This window comes from Agarivorans sp. QJM3NY_30 (assembly GCF_050870855.2).
In the GTDB taxonomy this organism is placed as follows: Bacteria; Pseudomonadota; Gammaproteobacteria; order Enterobacterales; family Celerinatantimonadaceae; genus Agarivorans.
The window spans coordinates 2035211-2056583 of the sequence record NZ_CP194038.2; the positions used below are offsets into that span (position 1 = coordinate 2035211).

A 21373-nucleotide genomic window follows, 5' to 3' on the forward strand; every position below is an offset into this window, starting at 1 on the left:
GAATGAGCCGCCAGCAGGCGGCTTTTTTGTTTTTTAGATCTCTGAACTGGTATTTTTCACTAAAAAATAACGCCGTGTATCTGCAAGCTTAAAGTTCACCGAACTCTCGCTTGTGTTATATTGCTGCTATTGAAAATCGTGGATTGCAGTTGAACGCGAAATGAAAATAGTTGTAGATGAAAATATCCCCTTCGCCCAGCAAATATTAAGTCAACATGGCAAAGTTGTGCCAGTCGATGGACGGACGATGCGGGCTGAGCAGTTGCTTGATGCGGATGCGCTGCTGGTGCGCTCGGTAACCCAAGTAAATCGAAAATTGCTTGCGCAGGCGCAAAATCTGAAGTTTGTTGGCACCGCAACCATTGGTACCGAACATGTCGATCAATGCTATTTGGCGCAGCAAGGGATTGCCTTTGCTAGCGCGCCGGGCTGTAATGCCGTTGCGGTTGGTGAATATGTTATTACTGCTTTGCTGGCTGCGGCTGATTTTCGTCAGCAGCCTTTACAAGGTCAAACGATAGCGATTGTTGGCGCAGGTAATACCGGGAGCCAAGTCGCTAAATGTGCAGCTGCAGTTGGCATGCAAGTGTTGTTGTATGATCCACCTCTGGCCGACCTGGGACAGCTAAGTCACTCGGTAAGCTTTGAACAAGTGCTCGCTGCAGATATCATTAGCTTACACGTACCTTCGACTAAAACTGGCGAATATCCAAGCTACCATTTGTTTAATCAAACGGTGTTAAGTCAGCTGCAGCCTCGGCAAATTTTAGTCAATGCTTGTCGTGGAGAAGTCATCGATAACCAAGCGTTATTAGCTTTGGCCGAGCAGCAATTGGCACCATTACTTATTTTAGATGTTTGGGAAGGAGAACCAGCGGTGCTGACTCCTTTGGTTAAGCATGCATTTATCGCGACACCACATATTGCTGGCTATAGCCTTGAAGGAAAAATGCGTGGTACTAGTATGGTTTATCAGGCCATGTGTCAAGCTTTAGGCTTAAAGGTGAATGATATTAGTGACCAGCTATTGCCGTTGGCCGAGTTTAATGAGATCCGTGTTGCGGCATTATCTAGTGAGGCACAACTGACCAAACTGAGTCAGTTGGTGTACGATATTTTTGCCGACGATCGACGCTTTCGAAGTCATGGTTTAAGCCCAGAAGGCTTTGACCAATTAAGAAAACATTACCCGCAGCGCCGCGAATTTAGTGTATTGCGGGTGGTTAATCAAGAGAAGCAAGCTGAGTTAGCTCAACTTGGTTTTAATCGTTAAGAGAAAAAATAGATGCAACAGTTTCATAATGTCGCCATTATTGGCGCCGAAAGTGAGTTAAGCCAACATTTGTTGAGTGAGCTTGAACAACGTGAGTTTCCTCTGGCGCAGCTTTTTCCCATCAATGTAGAAGCTGAAGTCGAAGAAGATCGCCAGTTAAAGTGGCAAGGGCAGTCAATAGATGCGGCTGATCCGCAATTAGTGAATTGGTCAGAATTGAGTATTGCTTGGTTAATGTCTAATCAGGAATCCGCTCTCGATCTGGCTGAACAAGCCTGTCAGTTGGGTTGTATCGTGATTGATATGGTTGACGCGAAACCTGAAACTGCGACTTGGGTTCATGCAGACCTTAACCCCGAACATATTGCTGAGGGGGTCACCGAGCGTTGGTTGTCTTGTCCTTCTAGTTTGGCCGGACAGCTGTCTTTGTTGTTGCATATCATTCAGCAAGATGTCGAGCTTGAGCGGGTCGAAGTGAACGCGCTGCTTAGTGCGGCCAACAAAGGCAAAGCGGGGGTTGATGAGTTAGCGGGACAAACAGCGCGTTTGTTAAATGGTCTTCCTGTAGAAGCCAAGCTTTTCCCTCAGCAATTAGCCTTTAATATGCTACCTGAACAAGGAAATGAGCTGCTACAGGGGAGCAGTGAGTTTGAAGCTGAGTTAAGTTTGCAATGTCGCTATCTGTTGCAAGCCCCTGAATTAAGTATCAATGTTAGTGCTATGCATGTTCCAGTATTTTATGGTGATAGCTTGTCTGTGCATCTATATGCGACTTATGCTTTAGATAGACTGACTATTTGTGAATACTTGGAGCAACACTCCGCTTTTGAATTGATAGAAAACGAATTGGTGACCCCCGTTAGCAATATTGCGAATAGCGATACCATCTCGATTAGCCGTTTAAGGCAGAATTTGAGTGATGAACGTGGCTTGAATCTTTGCTTGATGGCTAATAATCCATTAGCGGGGGTGGTGAAGAATGCTGCGCAGATCGGCGAAACCTTGATAAAACAATATATTTAATTGAGTAAGCGGTTTAGATTATTGACACTGCGCCGATAACTCTAGTTGAGGAAAAGCGCAGTAAAATGGGATCTAGGCGTAAACTGTTAGCTGTTTAGCTAGATCAGCTTTTGTTAGCTGGTTATATTAAAGAGATAACAAGGATTGAGTTATTCAGTCTAAAGGATGAACACAAGGAAATACTATGGGGCGGAAGATTTCCCTCGTTGCATTGTCAGCCGTTTTATCACTGATGGTATTAAGACCTGCCATTGCCGAAGACAATGGAACCTTTTATGTCGAGTTAGTTGGCCCCGACGAAGTCGTTGGAGAGCCTGAGCCGCAAATTTATGGCCCAGTACGCAGCAACGATACCTTATGGGCGATTGCCAGCCTAAACCGGCCCTCCCGCTCAGTCAGCGTATATCAGATGATGTACGCGATCTTGAAAAAAAACCCACAAGCCTTCAATAACGGTAATATAGATTCGATTATTAATGGTAGCTTCTTAACCTTGCCTGTTGCGGCAGAGGTGGAGTCTGTTAACCATCAAATGGCGGTGAATGCATTAGCGCCAAAACCTAAACCGAAACCTGTCAAAAAGACTGTTGTTACCAATCCTACAGCTAGTTCAGCGGTTGAAAAACCTGTAATGGCCGAGTCAGTAAAGGTTAATGCAGCGGCTTTAGAGCAAACAGAGCACAATTTAGATTCCTTGCGTGACAAGTTAGAAACTCGTATCGACGAGTTAGAACAACTGAAACGTCAAGAATTTGATGTATTAAAACAGCAAATGGATGAGTCTAGCCAACAAATGATGGGTTTGGCTGAAGTCAATCATCGGATGAAGATGCGCATCCAAGAGTTAAGCGATGAATTGGCTGGTATCCGTGAAGAATTAAATGAAAACCGTAAGAATCAGACGCAAATATTACAATTATTAGAAAAGCCCAAAGTTGATGTTCTCGAGAACCAACCGGAAACCTCCTGGATGTCTGAGTTTTTCTCCTCGCCGCTGAATATTGGCTTAGTTGTCTTTATCCCTATTTTGCTCATTGCTTTAGTGATCACCTTAGTGCTTCGGCGTAAGGCTAAACGAGAGTTGGAAGAGCAAGATAAGGAAATGGCTGAGTCGACGATTTCGTTAATGGATGAAGAAGATGAATTTTCTAAGTTATTTAGTGAAAATCTAGATCCTGAAGATGAATCCTCAGATGAATTTGCGAGTGACTTTGCTGAAGAACCCGATTTAAGTGTTGAAGACGCAACATTGGTCGCCGACGAAGACTCGGATGATTTAGAGCCAGAAACAGAGGAAGCTAGTTTTGAAGATTTTGCATCCACTCAGCAGAATTTAGAAGATGAGATAGCGCTTGATGAAAGCGAAATGTCAGCTTTAGATGATTTTGAGATGGATGATTTGGTGCCTGATGATACTGATGCCCCGCTAAATACATCAGAGCCAGAGGAGGACGCCGATTCGATCATTAGTGCCGATGATTTAGCCGCGGCTTTAGCTTTGGACGATGATGAAGATCTATTTGATGTTGCCAAAAGCGAGCCACTCGATGAATCTGAAGAGATATCTTTTGAAGATGCGTTAAAGCAGCAGCAAGCAATGGAGGCGGAACTTTCAGAGGTTAGCGATCAAGATAAAATAGACCTCGATAATATTGATTTATCAGAAGACTTGGTTAATGACGAGCTAACCGAGCAGGCGAGCACTGCAGCGCCTGAAATTCAGGAAGAGTCTCCGGAAGCTGAAGTTGGATCGGAAGATGAGTTTGAAACTGAAACTGAAACTGAAACTGAAACGCCGCTCGCTACAGAGCTGGAATCTGAGTTGGTCGACTTTGATTTAGATGATGATCAAGTCGGCTTGGCAGATATAGAATTAGCAGATCCGACTATCGAAGATGAGAACGATAGTAACCAGTTTGCTGAAGCAAGCCAACCAGAAGCGCCATTAGACGTCGATTTAGCTAACTTAGAGCTTGAGAACAACGTCGTTGACATTGCTGCGGTGTCAGAGGTTTCAGCTGAGCCTGAGCAGGCTATGGATGCTGATGACGATATCGATGGGATGTTTGCTGATTTTGGTGAAGATATCTTTAAGCAAGATGCGGAACCAACGGATAGTGAGCTTCCCTCCCGTAGCGAAATCGAAGCACGCGAGTTTGTGGATATCGACATGTTGCTAAATGATGCCGATGAGCAGGAGGGTGATGATAATGATCCCTACGATAAGCCAAGTTTAGATCTGGAATTAGACTCTTTCCCAGACGTCTTACCGCAGGATGATAAGACTGATGTTGATATTAATGCAGAACTTGCTTCGAAGTTAGATTTGGCGAGAGCCTATTTAGAAATTGATGATCAAGATGGTGCGAAAAAGATTTTACAGGAAGTCATGGTCAGTGATGATCAGTCACTGAAAAAGGAAGCCGAAGACTTACTCGCTCGTTTTAGTTAGCATTAAGACCAACAATGGTTTTATACCATTGTTGGTTCAATTCTGTTCCGACCCGTCCGGCTCGATATTTACAGCATATTGTCGCTATCCCCCTTAACGTTGAATAAGCGGTGACTTTATTCAGTCATTTTTTTATTATATGCGGCTAAAGTTATTACTAGTGGAAAATTATGCGCATTGCTCTGGGCATCGAATATGATGGTGCCGGTTATTTTGGTTGGCAGCGCCAACGAGAAGTAAAATCAATTCAACAAGAATTGGAAGCCAGCTTATCGGTCGTGGCAAATACGAGTATTGGAGTACAGTGTGCAGGACGTACCGATGCTGGCGTGCATGCCACGGGGCAGGTGGTTCACTTTGATTCGCCTGTTGAGCGAAAGATGGCTGCATGGACCCTAGGTGTTAATGCCAATTTACCTAAAAATATTGCGGTACGTTGGGCCCAGCCTGTGAGTGATGAATTTCATGCTCGCTTTAGCGCAACGGCTAGGCGTTATCGGTATGTTATTTATAATAGTCGTTATCGCCCTGCGGTGTTGTCCCAAGGGTTGAGTTTCTACCATCATCCTTTAGATGTAGAATTAATGGAGCAGGCTGGACAAGCATTATTGGGTGAGCAAGACTTTACTTCATTTCGTGCGCTACAATGTCAAAGTCGTAGCCCCTGTCGTCGCTTGGAGCACTTGAAGGTGACCCGGTATAACGATTATGTTGTCGTAGACATTAAAGCGAATGCCTTTGTGCATCATATGGTGCGCAATATCGTGGGTAGCTTACTCAAAGTCGGGCAAAAAGAACGTCCCATTGAATGGATCGCTGAATTGTTGGCCCTGAAGGATCGAGCACAAGCTGCTGCAACCGCGAAAGCTGCGGGCCTATACCTGGTAAAGGTTGATTATCCGCAGCAATTTAATTTACCGGAACAAGCAATGGGGCCGTTGTTTTTGCCAGCAAGTTAAAAAAAATGTAACGTGATGAAGGGTTAGACCAGTTTTAAGTAAAACATTGTGGCTAATTGTGGTTTAATTGCGGCCATTCGATGCATTCTGTATTTTCGGCGTTTAGCGCCTATTGAGAAGTAAGGTTCCCGATGAGTTGGTTAGAGAAAATTCTTCCTAAGAGTAAAAGTGCTTCTGGTAAGCGACGTAACATACCAGAAGGTGTATGGACAAAGTGTGCTTCATGTGAGCAAACTTTGTACCGTGCAGAGGTTGAACGTAACCATAATGTATGCCCTAAATGTGATCATCACATGCGGATTGGAGCGCGTGAGCGTCTAGACGCATTTTTAGATAAAGATGGCCGCGAAGAATTAGGGGCTGATTTAGAGCCGCGTGATAAATTAAAGTTTAGAGATAGCAAAAAGTATAAAGACCGCTTAGTTGCCGCACAGCGTAATACTGATGAAACGGATGCTTTGGTGGTTATCAAGGGTGAACTCAAAGGTTTACCGGTCGTGGCCTGTGCATTTGAATTTGCATTTATGGGCGGTTCTATGGGGTCTGTGGTGGGCGCTCGCTTTGTTGTCGCGGTAGATAAATGTTTAGCGGAAAACCGCGCTTTAATTTGCTTTTCAGCAAGCGGTGGCGCTAGGATGCAAGAAGCGTTGTTTTCGCTGATGCAAATGGCAAAAACTGCAGCTGCCTTAGCAAAAATGAGAGAACAAGGTTTACCTTATTTTTCGGTGCTCACCGACCCTACCATGGGCGGCGTCTCAGCAAGTTTTGCGATGTTAGGTGATATTAACATTGCTGAGCCTAAAGCCTTAATTGGCTTCGCTGGGCCTCGAGTGATTGAACAAACTGTTCGAGAAAAATTACCCGAAGGTTTCCAACGCAGTGAGTTCCTGCTCGAGAAAGGAGCCATCGATATTATTATTGATCGGCGGAATATGCGGGACCGAATCGCGAGCATGGCTTCTAAAATGATGGGGATCGTAGAAAATGAGGTGGCTGTTGAAGTGGTCATCGACACCATCGAAGCCAATGAAGACGCCGTGTTTGCCGAACCGGCCAACGAAAAAGATTAATATGCCAGTTACAACTGAACCATCAAGCCGGTCTCTTGCAGACTGGCTTTGTTATTTGGAAAATCAGCACCATAGTGCCATTGACTTGGGCTTGGAGCGAGTTGAAAAAGTCGCTAAACAGGGTGGTTTGTGTCACGTCAATGCGACGGTTATCACAGTTGCGGGGACGAATGGGAAAGGCTCCAGTTGTGCGTTGTTAGAACAAATATTGTTGTCTCAGGGTTTTCGAGTTGGGGTTTATAGTTCTCCACATATTATTGATTATCGAGAACGGGTTCGAATTAATGGCAACTCACCCGAGGCCGAAGTATTTTGTCGCTCCTTCGCTGCCATTGAGCAGTTACGAGGTGATACTAGTTTAAGTTATTTTGAATTTGGTACCTTGGCCGCAGTGTGGTTATTGGCTCAGTCTCAACTCGATTATTTGATCCTAGAGGTTGGATTGGGAGGGCGTTTAGATGCGACGAATATTGTTGAGCCCGATGTGAGTGTTGTAACCACAGTGGCAATGGATCATATTGATTGGCTAGGTGATGATTTAGCCCAGATTGGTCGAGAAAAGGCTGGGATCTTCCGCCCAAAAGGGAAGGTGGTGATCGGTGATGAAGATATCGTCAGTAGTGTATTGCAATGTTCTGAATCGCTCAACTGCCAGCAGTTGGCTGCGGGTCGAGAATATCATGTCGTGAAGTCCGCTAATAGTTGGAGTTATCAAGGAGAGACACTTTGTTATCAGGAGCTACCTTATCCATTGCTACCTTTAAGCAATGCGGCGACGGTGTTGGCAGTTCTTGAACAGCTGGGCTTAAATATCGACCCCTTGCTTATTCAGCAGGCGATTAGTGAGTGGCGTTTAGCGGGGCGTTTACAAACGATTTCGCAACAGCCTCTGATTGTTGCAGATGTCGCCCATAATCCCCAGTCGGCCACTTATTTAGCATCACAGTTACCTAAATTGGCGCAGGGTCGTAAGGTGTTCGCTTTATGCGCGATGCTTTCTGATAAGGATATTGCTGCATCGGTAGCACCTTTGTTAAGTTTGGTTGAATGCTGGTATATCAGTGGTCTGGAAGGTGCTCGAGGCGATGATGGTACGAGTTTGGCAGCATGCTTAGCGCCTCCAATTAAGCAGCAGCGCTTTACATCGCTGACCGAAGCTTACCAGTCTGCTCGGCGCAGTTTGGATGAACACTCAATGTTAATTGTATTTGGTTCTTTTTTTACGGTTGCAGAGGTATTAGAATTCTCTTCAGCCCCTACTTAGCAGAGAGTCTATTTTGACTGCACAGTTTAAGAATCGCCTCGTGGGCACCATTATTTTGGTAGCTTTGGGGGTGATCATAATTCCTGATATTCTTGATGGGAAAAAAACGAGGGTAGAGGAAGAGTTTAATGCGATCCCCTTTGCGCCGACCGTAAACTCTTTGCCGCCGTTGCTTATTGAACTCGAGAATGAGCAAACCTTAGTCGAATCGTCTGACCAGATAGAGGCTAAATCTAGGGAACAACAAGTCACAGATAAACCTTCTGTTAGTGAAGTTGTCCCTAAGGTTAAATTTGAAAAACCAGCCTATATTGTTCAGCTAGGTACTTTTAAGAATGCCCAAAACGTGCTGCGTTTAGTGACTAAGTTACGCGATGCAGGTTTTCAGGCTCATTCTTTCCCGGAGCCAGCGGTTGAAGGGGAGTTGAATCGGGTATTTGTTGGACCCAACGTGTCGAAACCGACCTTGGCGCAGCAACAAAAAAAATTGAAAGAGCTGACGGGCTTGAGTGGTTCAATTCGCCAGTTTGACCCTTTATTTAAATGAAGATAAAAAAATACATAGACGCATTTGTTTTTGTTTCTGGTAGAATTCGCAGCGTTTTTCAACAAGTAGAAAATTTATGACTTGGGTAGACTACGTCATTCTTGGCGTAATAGTATTATCAGCATTAATCAGCTTGGTTCGTGGCTTTATCAAGGAAGCGCTTTCCTTAGTTTCTTGGGTCGCTGCGTTTTTTATCGCCAGTCAGTTTTATCATGATTTATCTAGTTATTTCACGCTTATCGAAAACCCCTATTATCGCAGTGGTTTAGCCATTGTTTTGCTATTCGTGGCCACCTTAGTGCTTGGCGCATTAGTGAATTACTTATTCAGTCATCTCGTCACTTCCACCGGACTAACTGGGACCGATAGGGTCTTGGGTATTTGTTTTGGTGCAATTCGCGGTGTTTTGGTGGTAAGCGCTTTGCTCTTTGTGTTGTCGTTTACCGGATTTCCAGAATCACTTTGGTGGAAGGGCTCAATATTGATCCCTGAGTTCACCGTGATTGTTCAATGGTTTTTTGAATTTTTAAAAGATTCTTCTAGTTTTTTGCATAACTACCAATCTTAATAAGGAAAAGCTTCATGTGTGGTATTGTCGGTATTGTCGGTGCTAGTCCCGTTAACCAAGCCATTTACGATGCACTAACCGTGTTACAACATCGAGGTCAAGACGCCGCGGGGATTGTGACGATTACCGAAGGAATGTTTAAGCAACGTAAAGCCAACGGATTGGTCAGAGATGTGTTTGAAGTCAAACATATGCAGCGTTTACGCGGTAATTTGGGTATTGGTCACGTGCGTTATCCAACTGCGGGTAGTTCTAGTGCTGCAGAAGCTCAGCCATTTTATGTGAACTCTCCTTTTGGCTTAGCCTTAGCGCATAATGGTAATTTAACCAACGCCAAAGAGTTACGAGAAGAAATGGCACAAAGTGCGCGTCGCCATATTAATACGACTTCGGATTCTGAAGTATTGTTAAATGTGTTGGCCCATGAGTTAGACAACATCGTTCAAGACGAACTTTGTGAAAAACAAGTTTTTCGAGCCATTAGTGCAGTACACAAGAAAGTCCGTGGTGCATATGCGGTTGCGGCCTTAATTATCGGTCAGGGTATGGTCGCTTTTCGTGATCCTCATGGGATCCGCCCTTTGGTCTTGGGTCAAAAAGTTAGTGATGTTGATGCAAATAAGATGGAATATATGGTTGCATCTGAGAGTGTTGCTCTAGATGCTGTGGGTTTTGAGTTTGTCCGTAGTGTCGCTCCTGGTGAAGCGCTGTATGTAACCGAAGCGGGTCAACTCTATACTCAGCAATGTGCAGAGAACCCTAGCTACAATCCTTGTATTTTTGAATATGTCTATTTTGCGCGACCAGATTCGACGATTGATAAAATCTCAGTTTATGGTGCTCGAGTGAACATGGGAACTAAGTTGGGAGAAAAAATTAGCCGAGAGTGGGACGATTTGGATATCGATGTGGTGATCCCAATCCCTGAAACTTCTTGTGATACCGCCTTGCAGATTGCGATGCATTTAAATCTCCCTTATCGTCAAGGTTTTGTAAAAAACCGCTATATTGGTCGTACTTTTATTATGCCAGGCCAAGTTCAGCGTCGTAAATCGGTACGTCGCAAGCTCAACGCAATTGACGTGGAATTTAAAGGTAAAAACGTATTGTTGGTTGATGACTCGATCGTGCGTGGTACAACCTCGGAGCAAATTATCGAAATGGCCCGAGAAGCTGGCGCGAATAAGGTGTATTTTGCATCAGCCTCACCAGAGATCCGCTTCCCTAACGTTTATGGGATTGATATGCCTTCGGCTAATGAGTTGGTGGCCCATGGACGTGAAGTTGATGAAATTTGTCAGCTAATAGGGGCTGATGGGCTCATCTTCCAAGATCTCGATGACTTAATTGAAGCCTGTCGACAAAGTAATCCTGAAATTCATAATTTTGAGACCTCGGTATTTAATGGTAAGTACGTCACCAATGATATTGACCAAGACTATTTGAATTACCTCGATCAGCTACGAAATAACGACTCTAAAGCGTTACAAGCAGAAGAAGATGTCGTTAGCTTAGAAATCCATAACGAAGATAGTTAAGCAGACTGGAAACAGCTGTTGATTGCTACTGTGATAAAAAAAGCACCTTGTTTGGTGCTTTTTTTAAGTACAGGTATTAAATAAACTTAGCGCGAGAAATGCTGTTTACTAAATTCAACACGTTCTATGGCGGAACGTTTGAGACCTTGTTTGGCTTGTTCTTCAACCAGCTTCAAACGAGGTAAAATGCCTTCACCGTTGGCGATTTGGATGGCTAAGCCTGGGCGAGCATTCAGCTCGAGCAACATCGGTCCATCAGACTTATCTAGAACCATATCCGTTCCCAAGTAACCCATTCCAGACATTTCGTAGCAGCTGGATGCCAGTTCTAGCAAGCGTTGCCAATGAGGAACTATCAGCTCTTTTAAGGGCCGATCGGTATCGGGGTGGACTTCGACTGGGCGATCAAACTGTACTGCGTGCAAGGCGCGACCGCTGCCTATATCGATACCGACGCCTACGGCACCTTGGTGTAAGTTGGCTTTGCCATCGGAAGCGGCAGTTGATAGGCGCATCATAGCCATCACAGGGTAGCCCTGAAAAACGATGACTCGTACATCGGGGACGCCTTCAAAACTAAAGCCTTCAAAACAGGAATCAAACTCGATTAAGGCTTCAATTACCGCTACATCTGGGCTACCTCCTAAGGAAAATAAGCCTGCCAGGATGTTTGAGCAGTGTCGTTTTATATCTTCATCATGGCTAGGAGCTCCACTGGGCTTATAAAACACCCCAGATTTTTGTTTGGTGATCACCAAAATACCTTTGCCACCAGAGCCTTTAGCAGGCTTGATGACAAATCCTGAGTGTTTGCGTAACATCGGAATAATGGAGCGAATATCATGTTGGGTACGTACTACACCAATCAGAGCAGGGATGGTGACGTTATCCCGCTGAGCGATAATTTTGGTCTTAAGTTTGTTGTCCACCAGCGGAAAAAGTTTACGTGGATTATAACGGCTAATATATCCGGTATTTCGCTGGTTCATGCCCATAATACCTTTACGAGCAAGGGCAAATGGACTGCAAAATTGATTAAACATCAGTCCTCCCTATCAGCCAATGGTTTGAAGCGACGTAATTCCAATAAGCGATATCCAGTGTAATTTCCTAAAATGAGGATAATGCCAAGAACGATAAATTGAATACCCATGAAGTTAAAGGTTAAGTGGCGTACATATTCGTTGTTCATTGCTAGGAACGCGAGTACCGCAACTAATAAGCTCCCACCGCCTTGTAGTACAACTTCTTTAGGACCTTCTTCTTCCCATAACACCGACATCCGTTCAATCGTCCAAGATAAAATAATCATTGGGAAGAAGGTGATTTTTAAACCTTCGGTCAATCCAACTTTAAAACTAATCACACTAAATATTGAAATAATACCAATCACGGTAATAATGACCGCCGATATTCGCGAGACCAGCAGTAGGTTAAGGTGAGATAAATACCCGCGGATGATTAAACCAGTCCCAACTACCAATAAAAAGCCGATTAAACCGGTGATTAATGAGGTTTGCATAAAGGCCATTGCAATCAGTACGGGCATAAAAGTACCCGAGGTCTTTAAACCGACTAAAACTCGAAGCAATACCACAATCAGCACCCCAATTGGGATTAATAAAATCCCCTTAAATAGGGCTTGTTCTTCCAAGGGTAAGCTGTCGATAGAGAAATTAAGGAAATCAGCCTCGCTAATTTTCGGTGCAACTGCAGATTGAGCGCTTTGTTCAACCAGCAACATCGAAAAGCTGACCCGCGAATTTTGCGCTCCGATGACTTCTAGTAAGCTGTTACCGTTATACTCCCACAATAAAGTATTCTCGGGACGACCTTGGGTCCCAGTGTTTAAGTCGAATATTTGCCAATTATTTTCGTCTTTAAATACCTGGATGTATTCGGTAATTGTTTGCCTGCGTCGCCCATCTTCGAGATGCAAGCCCCTTACAATTCGTGCAGGGACATCGGCATTATTTAACAAATCTACAATTAGGCGATTTTTGGGTTTGTAATCTAAGATGAGGCCAGTATTTTGGTTGCTACTGGCTGCGTCGATAGTCAGCGCTTTGATGAGTTCTCGTGCAAAGCTATAAGCATCTGCAGAGACTTCTTTTGCCTGCTTTGCTAAATGGTTAGCCGCGGTAAAGTAGGGTTCGGGATACTCGGTAAATAGAGTCTCGGGCATTTGACTTTGGTAGGTATCACCAGCCTTTGGATCCACTAAGAAGTCTACTTTGTAATACATTTCTTGATGACCGTTGGCTTGTCGCTTGGTCCAGATCGCGCGAGGGTTGTTTTGCTCATTCACAAAAGACAAGCCGTAAGCTAATGAAGCCGTTGATTCATGGATCCGAGTGTAACCTTGCTGAGTTTGAGGTAGGGCTAGTACGGCTTCAACGCTATCGCCTTTAGCATCAAACTCAACCTTTGCTTCAATTGACCATATTTGGCGTTTCTCTCCTGGAAACCAAGGTACTTCAAAGCTGATATGTCGATAGAAGGTCATGCTGATCCCTAGCAGCATACACAGAGTGACGATGAGGTAAAAAATATGACGAGAACTCATGTAAGTTAATCCTTAAAAGTCGGCTTTGGCTGGCTAAACTTGTGACTGATATCAACGACTGAAATGTCTTTCAAGAAGCTTCGTCCAAGTAATACCGGATAACTTAGATGAGAGCGATCGCTTAGGGTAAACTGCACTTTTTCGGAAATTGGCCCCAGTTTGACTAACATCGATACAACGGGGCGTTTCTCAGCGCTATTGCTGGACGATTGAATCACTTCTGCAGTTCTAATTACTGGACGCTCAATCATGATATCTTGTTTAATTGTGTCATGGCGAAGGTTGAAACGAACCCAGTTTTTCCCATCACGTTCAAATTTTACGATATCGACAGCATTGAGAGAGGAAGTTGCAGCGCCAGTGTCGATCCGCGCTTGAAAGGCCATTTTTTGATGCTCGAGGCTGACCCATTCTGTTTCACCGATTACAGTTTTATTACCCAGTTGGTAGCGACTGATATTGCTGCAACTTGGTTTTGTTTGGGGTTCGCTGATAATTACCGGAGCGGGGGTGATCTCGGAAACTTTTTGTTCGAGTTGTTTAAAATGTTGCTCTTGCTTCAACAATTGACCATTGATGGCTTCACATTGGCTTAATATCGTGGTTTGTTGCTGACTGAGCTGGCTTAACTGTTGTGTTAGTTGTTCAGCTTGTTGGTTCGGTTGCTGAATCGCACAAGCGGTGAGAGCGAGTGAAAATGAAATTACGGAAAGCTTTTTCATAGTTTGAATCCGTCGAATAAAGTAAAAATGACAGTCTAATTATTGCTTTTAGCATAGTCTAACAGCTGTTATTAGTCTGGATTAATGGCAATTAAAACAGCACGTTTGGGGGCTGGTAAGCCTTCCACTGTTCTCGTTTTGTCGCTTGGGTCTAGGTAGTCGTTTAAAGACTCATGAGTCATCCAAGGTGTGCTGCGTTGCTCATCGGTGGAGGTGATGTCGATATCGACAATACGCACGTCGACAAAGCCGACTTTTTCCAACCAAAGTTTTAATGCAGCAGTACTCGGTAAAAACCAAACATTCGGCATCTTGCCATAACGACCGGCGGGAACTAGCACTTGTTGTTCATCACCATCGATCACCAAGGTTTCAAGAACTAACTCTCCTCCAGGTTGGAGTTGTTCTTTCAGCTGGATTAGATGATCCATTGGCGAACGACGGTGGTAGAGTACTCCCATCGAGAATACAGTATCGAAGGCCTTTAATTTAGGTAGCTCTTGGATCCCCAATGGCAGCAGGTGAATGCGTTGATCGCGGTTGGCAAAATTACGAATGGCTTCAAATTGCATCAAAAATAAAGTCGAAGGGTCGATCCCAACGACAAATTCAGCGCCATCCCCCAACATTCGCCACATGTGGTAGCCACTGCCGCAGCCTACATCGAGAACATAGCGGTGCTGAAGCGGGGATATGTGCTTGCGCAGACGTTCCCATTTCCAGTCTGAGCGCCATTCGGTGTCAATATGAATACCGTAGATATTGAAGGGTCCTTTGCGCCAAGGATGAAAGTGGCGTAATAGACTCTCAATTTTTTTTCGTTCGCCCGGTTGGATATCTTCTGCTTTACCGATACTGACTTGGCTTGTTAGATCAATATCAGAGCTGGTTAATGTCGGGAGCTTATTGAGTACTCGCTGCCAGCGAGGAAAATCGCCGTGGGCATGTTCATTTTGCCAATCACCTAACTGGGCAGGGAGCGTATATAACCAATGCTTGAGGCGGTTTTTAGCGATAATTTGGTAGAAGTCAGAAAAATCTATCATGGAGGACAAAGGCTTGATACTGCTTAATTATTTAGTCGGTAATTATAGCAAGTTTTAGCTCAATCGGGCGAGAATTGAGCCTATAAAAGTCGATGATTTATGGTTTTTATCAATCTTTGTTTGTTTATTGCGCTAAGTCTATTTTAATCCAAGCCAATCGATTTGATTTTTGATCTCCGATATAGCCGCTATCACACACTGGGATATCCTTACTCGCAATCAGCTGTTGTCCAAATTGATGTACTTTAAAGTGCTGGGCTTTGAGCCGAGCCAAGTCGGATTGCCTAAATGCTTGTTCACTGGACACAAATAACAAGAGCGGACTGCGTTGTTGAATAAAATCATCCATCAATAGGGTTGTGAGCTGTTGTGGATGACTTAACAAGGCGCTCGCACTAGCCCAAGTTTGTTTATTAATTCGCATTAAAGCCAGGTAAGGACGAGGAGATAATGAACTCTGATTGGAGCGATAGGCTGTAAACCATTCAAAATCGCTAGTTTGCCAAAAATAACTGAGTCTGGTATTCGGTGATTTTGTATTGTTTTGGCTGATGTTTTTATTTGGTAATAAGAAATCGTTATAGGTTTTGCTTTGTCCGTCGATACTTAGCTGGGGAAAACGATTGACCAAGGTGCTGTCATCGATTAAGGCTTTTGTTTCGGTATTTTCATTTCTCAATTGTTGTAACTGCGACTCGTAAGTACTACTGATTGTTATGGCGGCACGAGAGCAGTCATTTGTCAGTAACGAGTCGTAGTCTAAGTGACTTATTTCTACGGCCGCTCCAACAGGAGAAATACAGCAAATCAGGGCTGTTAAAAGTAGTTTTCTGCTAAAGTTATTCATAAATCGAGATAATTTGTAAACGTAAGTAAAGACCAACATTAACATAAATTTGCCTCTTGGTTGTTGGCTTTATATGTTCATTCTATAGATAAGACTGCTAGGTTCGTAAAAGGAAAAACAATAATGGGTAATTTGTCAATTAAGCAGCGCCTGATATTAACGGTGCTGATATTACTAGCGGTATTAAGTGGTTTTCAAGCTTGGTTTCAGGCTAGAAATTTATCAGAGGAAACTCGAGCCGATATTGCGAGTGATGCCAAGCAGTTGGCTCAGGCTGCCAGTGACCAAGTGAGCTTATGGTTTGACTCTAAATTGGCGGTTGCGAAAGCGATGTCGGTCAAACCGAGTTCTAAAGAGTTTTTGTCCTATTTGGTTCAAGCGAAGCAAAGTGGTGATTTCCTATATTTTTACTTTGGCAGTGAGCAAGGTGAAATGACGATGAATGACCCGAATGACACTTTACCCGAGGGTTACGATCCTCGTACCAGACCTTGGTATAAAGGTGCGCAGAGTAACGGATCATATATTTCTGAACCTTATGTTGATGTCACTTCGGGGACGATGGTGATCTCGGTTGCTCAGAGAGTCGCTGGGGGGGTATATGCGGGCGACTTGAGTTTAGATGTGGTCACTCAGCGAGTGCTTAATTTAGCTAATAAACAAGTTTATCCGGTCATTGTGAATACCCAAGGCTCAATCATTATTCATTCGGATAAAAACTTGGTTCTTAAGAATGTCTCAGAACTTTCTGCAGATATGAATGCGAACTTTTTGGCTCAGGAAGCACGTAATGCGCACATGAGCGAGTTGCAGGTTAATGGGAAAGACAGTTTTGTTAGTGTGACGACAATTAGTGGCACCGATTGGTACTTATTATTTGTTTATGATAAACAGCAAGCGATGGCGCCAGTTGTCGATATGGTGAAAAGTTCGGTCATATTTGCAGTGGTTTTATTTGTCCTTGTGGCTTTGGTTATGTTTAAGGTAATTACCGTCATGTTGAAGCCAATCCAAGTCCTCGGGGACGCTATCCAAGATCTTTCTTCTGGCGATGGTGATTTAACCAAGCGTATTAACTTACAACGTAGTGATGAAATTGGTGCACTTGCCGAGGGCGTTGATCGGTTCATTGAGCAGTTACATGACTTAATGATAGAGATTTCTGAGGACGCTGATCATCTGCAACGAGCAGCGGCCTTAACCAGTAAGTCAACCGCTGAGTCGAATACCCAAATTGAGCGTCAGCAGGGTGAGGTGACCCAAGTGGCTACTGCGGTCAACGAGATGGCTGCGACGGCCAATGAAGTGGCAAATAATGCGGAGCAAACGGCCGAAGCGGCTCGACAATCAGCCGATTCTTGTGCACAAGGTAAAGTTTTGATCGGTCGTAATCAGCAGCAAGTCAATAGTTTGGCTGGGCAGTTGGATGGTGCTGCAGATACCGTTCAAGAGTTGGAACGAAACACCAAAGAAATTAGTGATATTTTAACCACGATCCAAGGTATTGCCGAGCAAACCAACTTACTTGCGTTGAATGCTGCTATCGAAGCCGCGCGAGCCGGTGAGCAAGGTCGAGGATTTGCGGTTGTTGCTGATGAAGTTCGTCATCTATCTCAACGAACTCAAAGCTCTACTGAAGAAATTAAAGCGATGTTGGAGCGTTTACAAAGTAACACCCAAAGCACCGTACAAACCATGGACGAAAGTCAGCAGTTAGTCAGAATTAGTGTTGAGGAAGCAACCAAAGCTGCAGAAATGCTAGAAAATATCACCAGCTCGATTACTCATATTAGTGATATGGCGACCCAGATTTCTAGTGCTGCCGAAGAGCAGCGGGCGGTTACTGAAGAAGTTGGGCGAAATACTCAAGGGATCCAAGATGCTTCCCTTGAGTTAGCCGAACAAGCTTCCGGAAGCTCTAAACGTGCGACAGAGTTGGATGCTATTGCCGACAAGTTGCACAAAGAAGTGAGTGCTTTCAAAATCTAAGCTTATAGTGGCTTATTGAGTATGAATGCTGATGAAAAACCGATCAATGCGTCGGTTTTTTTATTGATCATGTGACCCTTTGCGTCTGTAGAACGTTGATGGTCAATTGTTGTCATTCTTCCTTGCGTTAAAGGCCAAACCAGCTGTGGTGCGAATATTTTTTACTCGTTGAAATGAATTGTTCACTGATGAATTTGGTATTGCTCTTAGTGGCTGTGTCATAATGCACTTGCTAGCAAGCAGTAATAATGTGACAAAAATTTTAAGGAATCGAGTTGATGAGTTACGACGATAATAATATTTTTGCGAAAATAATTCGCGGAGAAATGGATTGTTTAAAAGTCTACGAAGACCAACATACTTTGGCATTTATGGATATCATGCCACAAGCCGACGGACACACATTAGTATTACCTAAAGAGTCCGCAGAAACACTGTTTGAGCTTTCAGATGAAGGCGCTGCTGCGACCATCAAAACAGTTAAAAAAGTAGCCTCGGCGGTTAAGCAAGTGATGCAGGCTGAAGGCATCAGCCTCGTCCAGTTTAATGGAGAGGCAGCAGGGCAGACTGTGCCGCATTTACATTTTCATATTATTCCTGGCTCACTCTCGGCGGCACGTAGTCACGCACGAACGGTGGTTGATAGTGACACTCTTAAACCTATTGCGGAAAAAATTGCGGCTTTGCTCGCCAATTAATAGTATGAGAGGGAGCGGGCGGGTGACGCTCGCCTATTTAATCGCGACTAAAGAACCAAAGTTAAAACATTGGAACCACAACTCACTGGCACTAAAGCCTGCGTCTTTAAAGCGTTGTTTGTGTTGAGCAATGGTATCAGGGACTAAGACATTGTCTAAAGAACTGCGCTTTTGGCTAATTTCTAACTCGCTGTAGCCATTTGCGCGTTTAAAATCTATGTGTAATTCGCTAATTAGTTCTTGTACTGCTGGCTCCGCAAAAAGAAACTTTTCACTCAGTACCAATAAACCACCTTTCAGCATACCTTGATAAATTTTTTTGAGCAGCGTTAAACGTTGCTCGGGCGCAATAAATTGCAGGGTGAAGTTAAGCACTACCATTGATGCGTTGCTGATCTCAACATCGTTGATGTCTTCACAGATAACACTGACCGAAGTCTCGGCGCGAAATGCATCTAAGTGTTTCTGGCAGCGTTCGACCATTGCTGGTGAGTTGTCTACTGCGATAATATTTACATTTTTTTGCGTCACGGCACGCCGCATCGCCAGGCTAGCCGCCCCCAACGAACAGCCTAGATCATAGATATTGCTATTGGCTTGATGAAATTGACCACAGAGGTGGCCTATGGTTGAGATAATGTTGCTGTAACCCGGTACCGAGCGTTGGATCATATCAGGGAAAACTTCAGCGACTTGTTCGTCGAAGCGAAATTCTCCAAGTTGGGTTATGGGTTGTGAAAATAGTTTATCTTTGCCTTGCATGGCGGCTTCTCGTACCAGTAATAATGAAAAGATGGCTTAAAGCATCACTTGGCGCGCATTGTAACCAGCTAATCGTGGCTTGTCTTTGTCAAATATAGCTTTTAGTAAAGATTTATTACGGTCTATCTATTCTTATTTACGGCAGATTTCCTTTATACTATCGCCTTTTCTCTCGGTGACAGTTAATTTTGTAGCTGTTATTGGAGTAGAATACTCGCTGAATTTTTAAAACGTAAAACGGGAAAGGCCAAATGCGCACTGTTTACTGTGGACAAGTCACCAAAGAGTTAGTTGAACAAGAAATAAATTTAGTCGGTTGGGTTAACCGTCGTCGTGATTTGGGTGGTGTTATCTTTATTGATTTGCGCGACCGAGAAGGCATTGTACAAGTCGTCTTTGATCCAGATCGTGCTGCGGTGTTCGATACAGCGAATAGCTTGCGGAATGAGTTTTGTGTGCGTTTAAAAGGTCGTGTTCGTGCTCGCCCTAATAGCCAAATTAATCCAGATATGACAACTGGTGAAATAGAATTGTTAGGTTTGGAGTTAGAAGTATTAAACCGTTCTGCGCCATTACCTCTGGATAGTAATCAAGATAATTCAGAAGAACAACGTCTTAAATATCGTTACTTGGATTTACGTCGTCCAGAGATGACTCAACGGATGATGTTCCGTGCAAAAGTCACCGGTTTTGTGCGTCGCTTCATGGAAGAGCATGGCTTCTTAGACATTGAAACCCCTATTTTGACTAAAGCTACGCCTGAAGGTGCGCGTGATTACTTGGTTCCCAGTCGAACTCATAAAGGACAGTTTTTTGCGTTGCCTCAGTCTCCGCAAATCTTTAAGCAATTACTGATGATGTCCGGCATGGATCGTTATTATCAAATCGTTAAATGTTTCCGCGATGAAGATTTACGCGCTGACCGCCAACCTGAATTCACCCAGATTGATATCGAGACTTCATTTATGACTTCGGATGAAGTTATGGCGGTTACGGAGCAAATGGTCCGTGAATTATTTATTGCGATGTTAGGTGTCGATCTCGGTAAGTTTCCAAAGATGACCTATGCCGAAGCGATGCGTTTATACGGCTCAGATAAACCTGATTTACGTAATCCGATGCAACTGGTTGATGTAGCTGACTTACTACAAGAGGTTGAGTTTAAAGTATTTTCTGGCCCCGCAAATGATGAAAAAGGTCGAGTTGCGGTATTACGAGTCCCGGGAGGCGCTTCGCTCTCACGTAAGCAAATTGATGATTATGGTAAGTATGTTGGGATCTACGGCGCGAAAGGCTTAGCGTGGATGAAGGTTAATGATCTTGCTGCTGGTATCGGGGGTTTGCAATCACCGATCCTTAAGTTTTTAACGGAAGATGTTGCCAAGGCCATTGTTGAGCGCTGTAAGGCACAAGATGGCGATTTAATCTTATTTGGTGCTGATAAGGCAACCATTGTTTCCGAGGCGATGGGGGCTTTGCGTCTTAAAGTTGGCGAAGATTTAGGTCTAGTCAGTGATCAATGGAAACCGCTATGGGTGGTCGATTTCCCAATGTTTGAAGAAGTTGACGGTCAATTCCATGCGATTCATCACCCGTTTACCGCGCCTGTTGTAGGCGTGAGTGCTGAACAGCTGGCCCAAAGCCCAGCGGGTGTATTATCGAACGCTTATGATATGGTGCTCAATGGTTGTGAACTTGGCGGCGGTAGTGTTCGTATTCATAAACAGGATATGCAAGCAGCGGCCTTCAAGGTGTTAGGCATAAGCGATGAAGAGGCCCAAGAAAAATTTGGCTTCTTATTAGAAGCGTTACAATACGGCGCTCCACCGCATGCTGGCTTAGCTTTTGGTTTGGATCGTTTGTTGATGTTGATGACAGGAGCCAGTTCGATCCGTGATGTTATGGCATTTCCAAAGACCACGACTGCGGCATGCCCTCTCACTAGTGCTCCGAGTGCCGCTAACCCATTGGCTTTGGCTGAGTTGGCTTTGAGTATCAACAAACCCGCTTAGCAGAGTGGTGCGGTTTTATGTATCAACGGCGAGCTAA

The 21373-nt window shown here is 44.1% G+C and carries 18 protein-coding genes; 12 read left to right on the top strand and 6 right to left on the bottom strand.

Annotated features, from left to right (window positions below; translation table 11 throughout):
• Positions 1 to 160 precede the first annotated feature (160 nt).
• The 9 genes from ACRRSX_RS09400 to purF all read left to right on the top strand — a co-directional run bounded on the left by ACRRSX_RS09400 (position 161) and on the right by purF (position 10694).
• Complete coding sequence (locus ACRRSX_RS09400; protein WP_432453465.1) at positions 161 to 1273, top strand: 4-phosphoerythronate dehydrogenase; 1113 nt, start codon at positions 161 to 163, stop codon at positions 1271 to 1273.
• Between the two features lie 12 nt (positions 1274 to 1285).
• The gene (locus tag ACRRSX_RS09405; RefSeq protein WP_432453464.1) at positions 1286 to 2296 is read left to right on the top strand and encodes an Asd/ArgC dimerization domain-containing protein; all 1011 of its coding nucleotides are present in this window, start codon (positions 1286 to 1288) and stop codon (positions 2294 to 2296) included.
• 184 nt (positions 2297 to 2480) lie between these two features.
• The gene (locus tag ACRRSX_RS09410) at positions 2481 to 4748 is read left to right on the top strand and encodes a FimV/HubP family polar landmark protein (protein WP_432453463.1); all 2268 of its coding nucleotides are present in this window, start codon (positions 2481 to 2483) and stop codon (positions 4746 to 4748) included.
• A gap of 170 nt (positions 4749 to 4918) precedes the next feature.
• Positions 4919 to 5707 (top strand): tRNA pseudouridine(38-40) synthase TruA, encoded by a 789-nt coding sequence (truA, locus tag ACRRSX_RS09415; RefSeq protein ID WP_432453462.1) that lies wholly within the window; start codon positions 4919 to 4921, stop codon positions 5705 to 5707.
• Positions 5708 to 5838: 131 nt separating this feature from the next.
• Complete coding sequence (accD, locus tag ACRRSX_RS09420) at positions 5839 to 6777, top strand: acetyl-CoA carboxylase, carboxyltransferase subunit beta (protein WP_432453461.1); 939 nt, start codon at positions 5839 to 5841, stop codon at positions 6775 to 6777.
• A 1-nt stretch (position 6778) separates the two neighbouring features.
• Positions 6779 to 8041 (top strand): bifunctional tetrahydrofolate synthase/dihydrofolate synthase, encoded by a 1263-nt coding sequence (folC, locus tag ACRRSX_RS09425; protein ID WP_432453460.1) that lies wholly within the window; start codon positions 6779 to 6781, stop codon positions 8039 to 8041.
• A gap of 13 nt (positions 8042 to 8054) precedes the next feature.
• Positions 8055 to 8588, top strand: coding sequence for an SPOR domain-containing protein (locus ACRRSX_RS09430; protein ID WP_432453459.1), 534 nt, complete (start codon positions 8055 to 8057; stop codon positions 8586 to 8588).
• Between the two features lie 76 nt (positions 8589 to 8664).
• Positions 8665 to 9156, top strand: a complete 492-nt coding sequence (locus ACRRSX_RS09435) for a CvpA family protein (RefSeq protein WP_432453458.1) — start codon at positions 8665 to 8667, stop codon at positions 9154 to 9156.
• A gap of 14 nt (positions 9157 to 9170) precedes the next feature.
• The gene (gene purF, locus ACRRSX_RS09440; protein ID WP_432453457.1) at positions 9171 to 10694 is read left to right on the top strand and encodes an amidophosphoribosyltransferase; all 1524 of its coding nucleotides are present in this window, start codon (positions 9171 to 9173) and stop codon (positions 10692 to 10694) included.
• 86 nt (positions 10695 to 10780) lie between these two features.
• On the opposite strand, the gene ACRRSX_RS09445 is transcribed toward purF, so the two are convergent.
• The 5 genes from ACRRSX_RS09445 to ACRRSX_RS09465 all read right to left on the bottom strand — a co-directional run bounded on the left by ACRRSX_RS09445 (position 10781) and on the right by ACRRSX_RS09465 (position 15920).
• Positions 10781 to 11737, bottom strand: coding sequence for an alpha-L-glutamate ligase-like protein (locus ACRRSX_RS09445; protein WP_432453456.1), 957 nt, complete (start codon positions 11735 to 11737; stop codon positions 10781 to 10783).
• Positions 11737 to 13260 (bottom strand): inactive transglutaminase family protein, encoded by a 1524-nt coding sequence (locus ACRRSX_RS09450; RefSeq protein ID WP_432453455.1) that lies wholly within the window; start codon positions 13258 to 13260, stop codon positions 11737 to 11739. The genes ACRRSX_RS09445 and ACRRSX_RS09450 overlap by 1 nt, the downstream gene beginning before the upstream one ends.
• Before the next feature lie 5 nt (positions 13261 to 13265).
• Complete coding sequence (locus ACRRSX_RS09455) at positions 13266 to 13982, bottom strand: ATP-dependent zinc protease family protein (protein ID WP_432453454.1); 717 nt, start codon at positions 13980 to 13982, stop codon at positions 13266 to 13268.
• Positions 13983 to 14053: 71 nt separating this feature from the next.
• Positions 14054 to 15028 (bottom strand): tRNA 5-methoxyuridine(34)/uridine 5-oxyacetic acid(34) synthase CmoB, encoded by a 975-nt coding sequence (gene cmoB / locus ACRRSX_RS09460; protein WP_432453453.1) that lies wholly within the window; start codon positions 15026 to 15028, stop codon positions 14054 to 14056.
• Positions 15029 to 15152: 124 nt separating this feature from the next.
• Complete coding sequence (locus tag ACRRSX_RS09465; RefSeq protein WP_432453452.1) at positions 15153 to 15920, bottom strand: hypothetical protein; 768 nt, start codon at positions 15918 to 15920, stop codon at positions 15153 to 15155.
• 78 nt (positions 15921 to 15998) lie between these two features.
• On the opposite strand from ACRRSX_RS09465, the gene ACRRSX_RS09470 reads away from it, so the two are divergent.
• Both ACRRSX_RS09470 and ACRRSX_RS09475 read left to right on the top strand, forming a co-directional pair.
• Positions 15999 to 17864, top strand: a complete 1866-nt coding sequence (locus tag ACRRSX_RS09470) for a methyl-accepting chemotaxis protein (protein WP_432453451.1) — start codon at positions 15999 to 16001, stop codon at positions 17862 to 17864.
• Positions 17865 to 18142: 278 nt separating this feature from the next.
• Complete coding sequence (locus ACRRSX_RS09475) at positions 18143 to 18562, top strand: HIT family protein (protein ID WP_432453450.1); 420 nt, start codon at positions 18143 to 18145, stop codon at positions 18560 to 18562.
• Between the two features lie 33 nt (positions 18563 to 18595).
• Here the strand turns inward: ACRRSX_RS09475 and cmoA are convergent, their stop codons facing one another.
• Positions 18596 to 19324, bottom strand: a complete 729-nt coding sequence (gene cmoA, locus ACRRSX_RS09480) for a carboxy-S-adenosyl-L-methionine synthase CmoA (RefSeq protein WP_432453449.1) — start codon at positions 19322 to 19324, stop codon at positions 18596 to 18598.
• Positions 19325 to 19575: 251 nt separating this feature from the next.
• On the opposite strand from cmoA, the gene aspS reads away from it, so the two are divergent.
• Entirely contained in the window at positions 19576 to 21336 is a 1761-nt protein-coding gene (gene aspS / locus ACRRSX_RS09485) for an aspartate--tRNA ligase (RefSeq protein WP_432453448.1), read from the top strand.
• Positions 21337 to 21373: the final 37 nt, after the last annotated feature.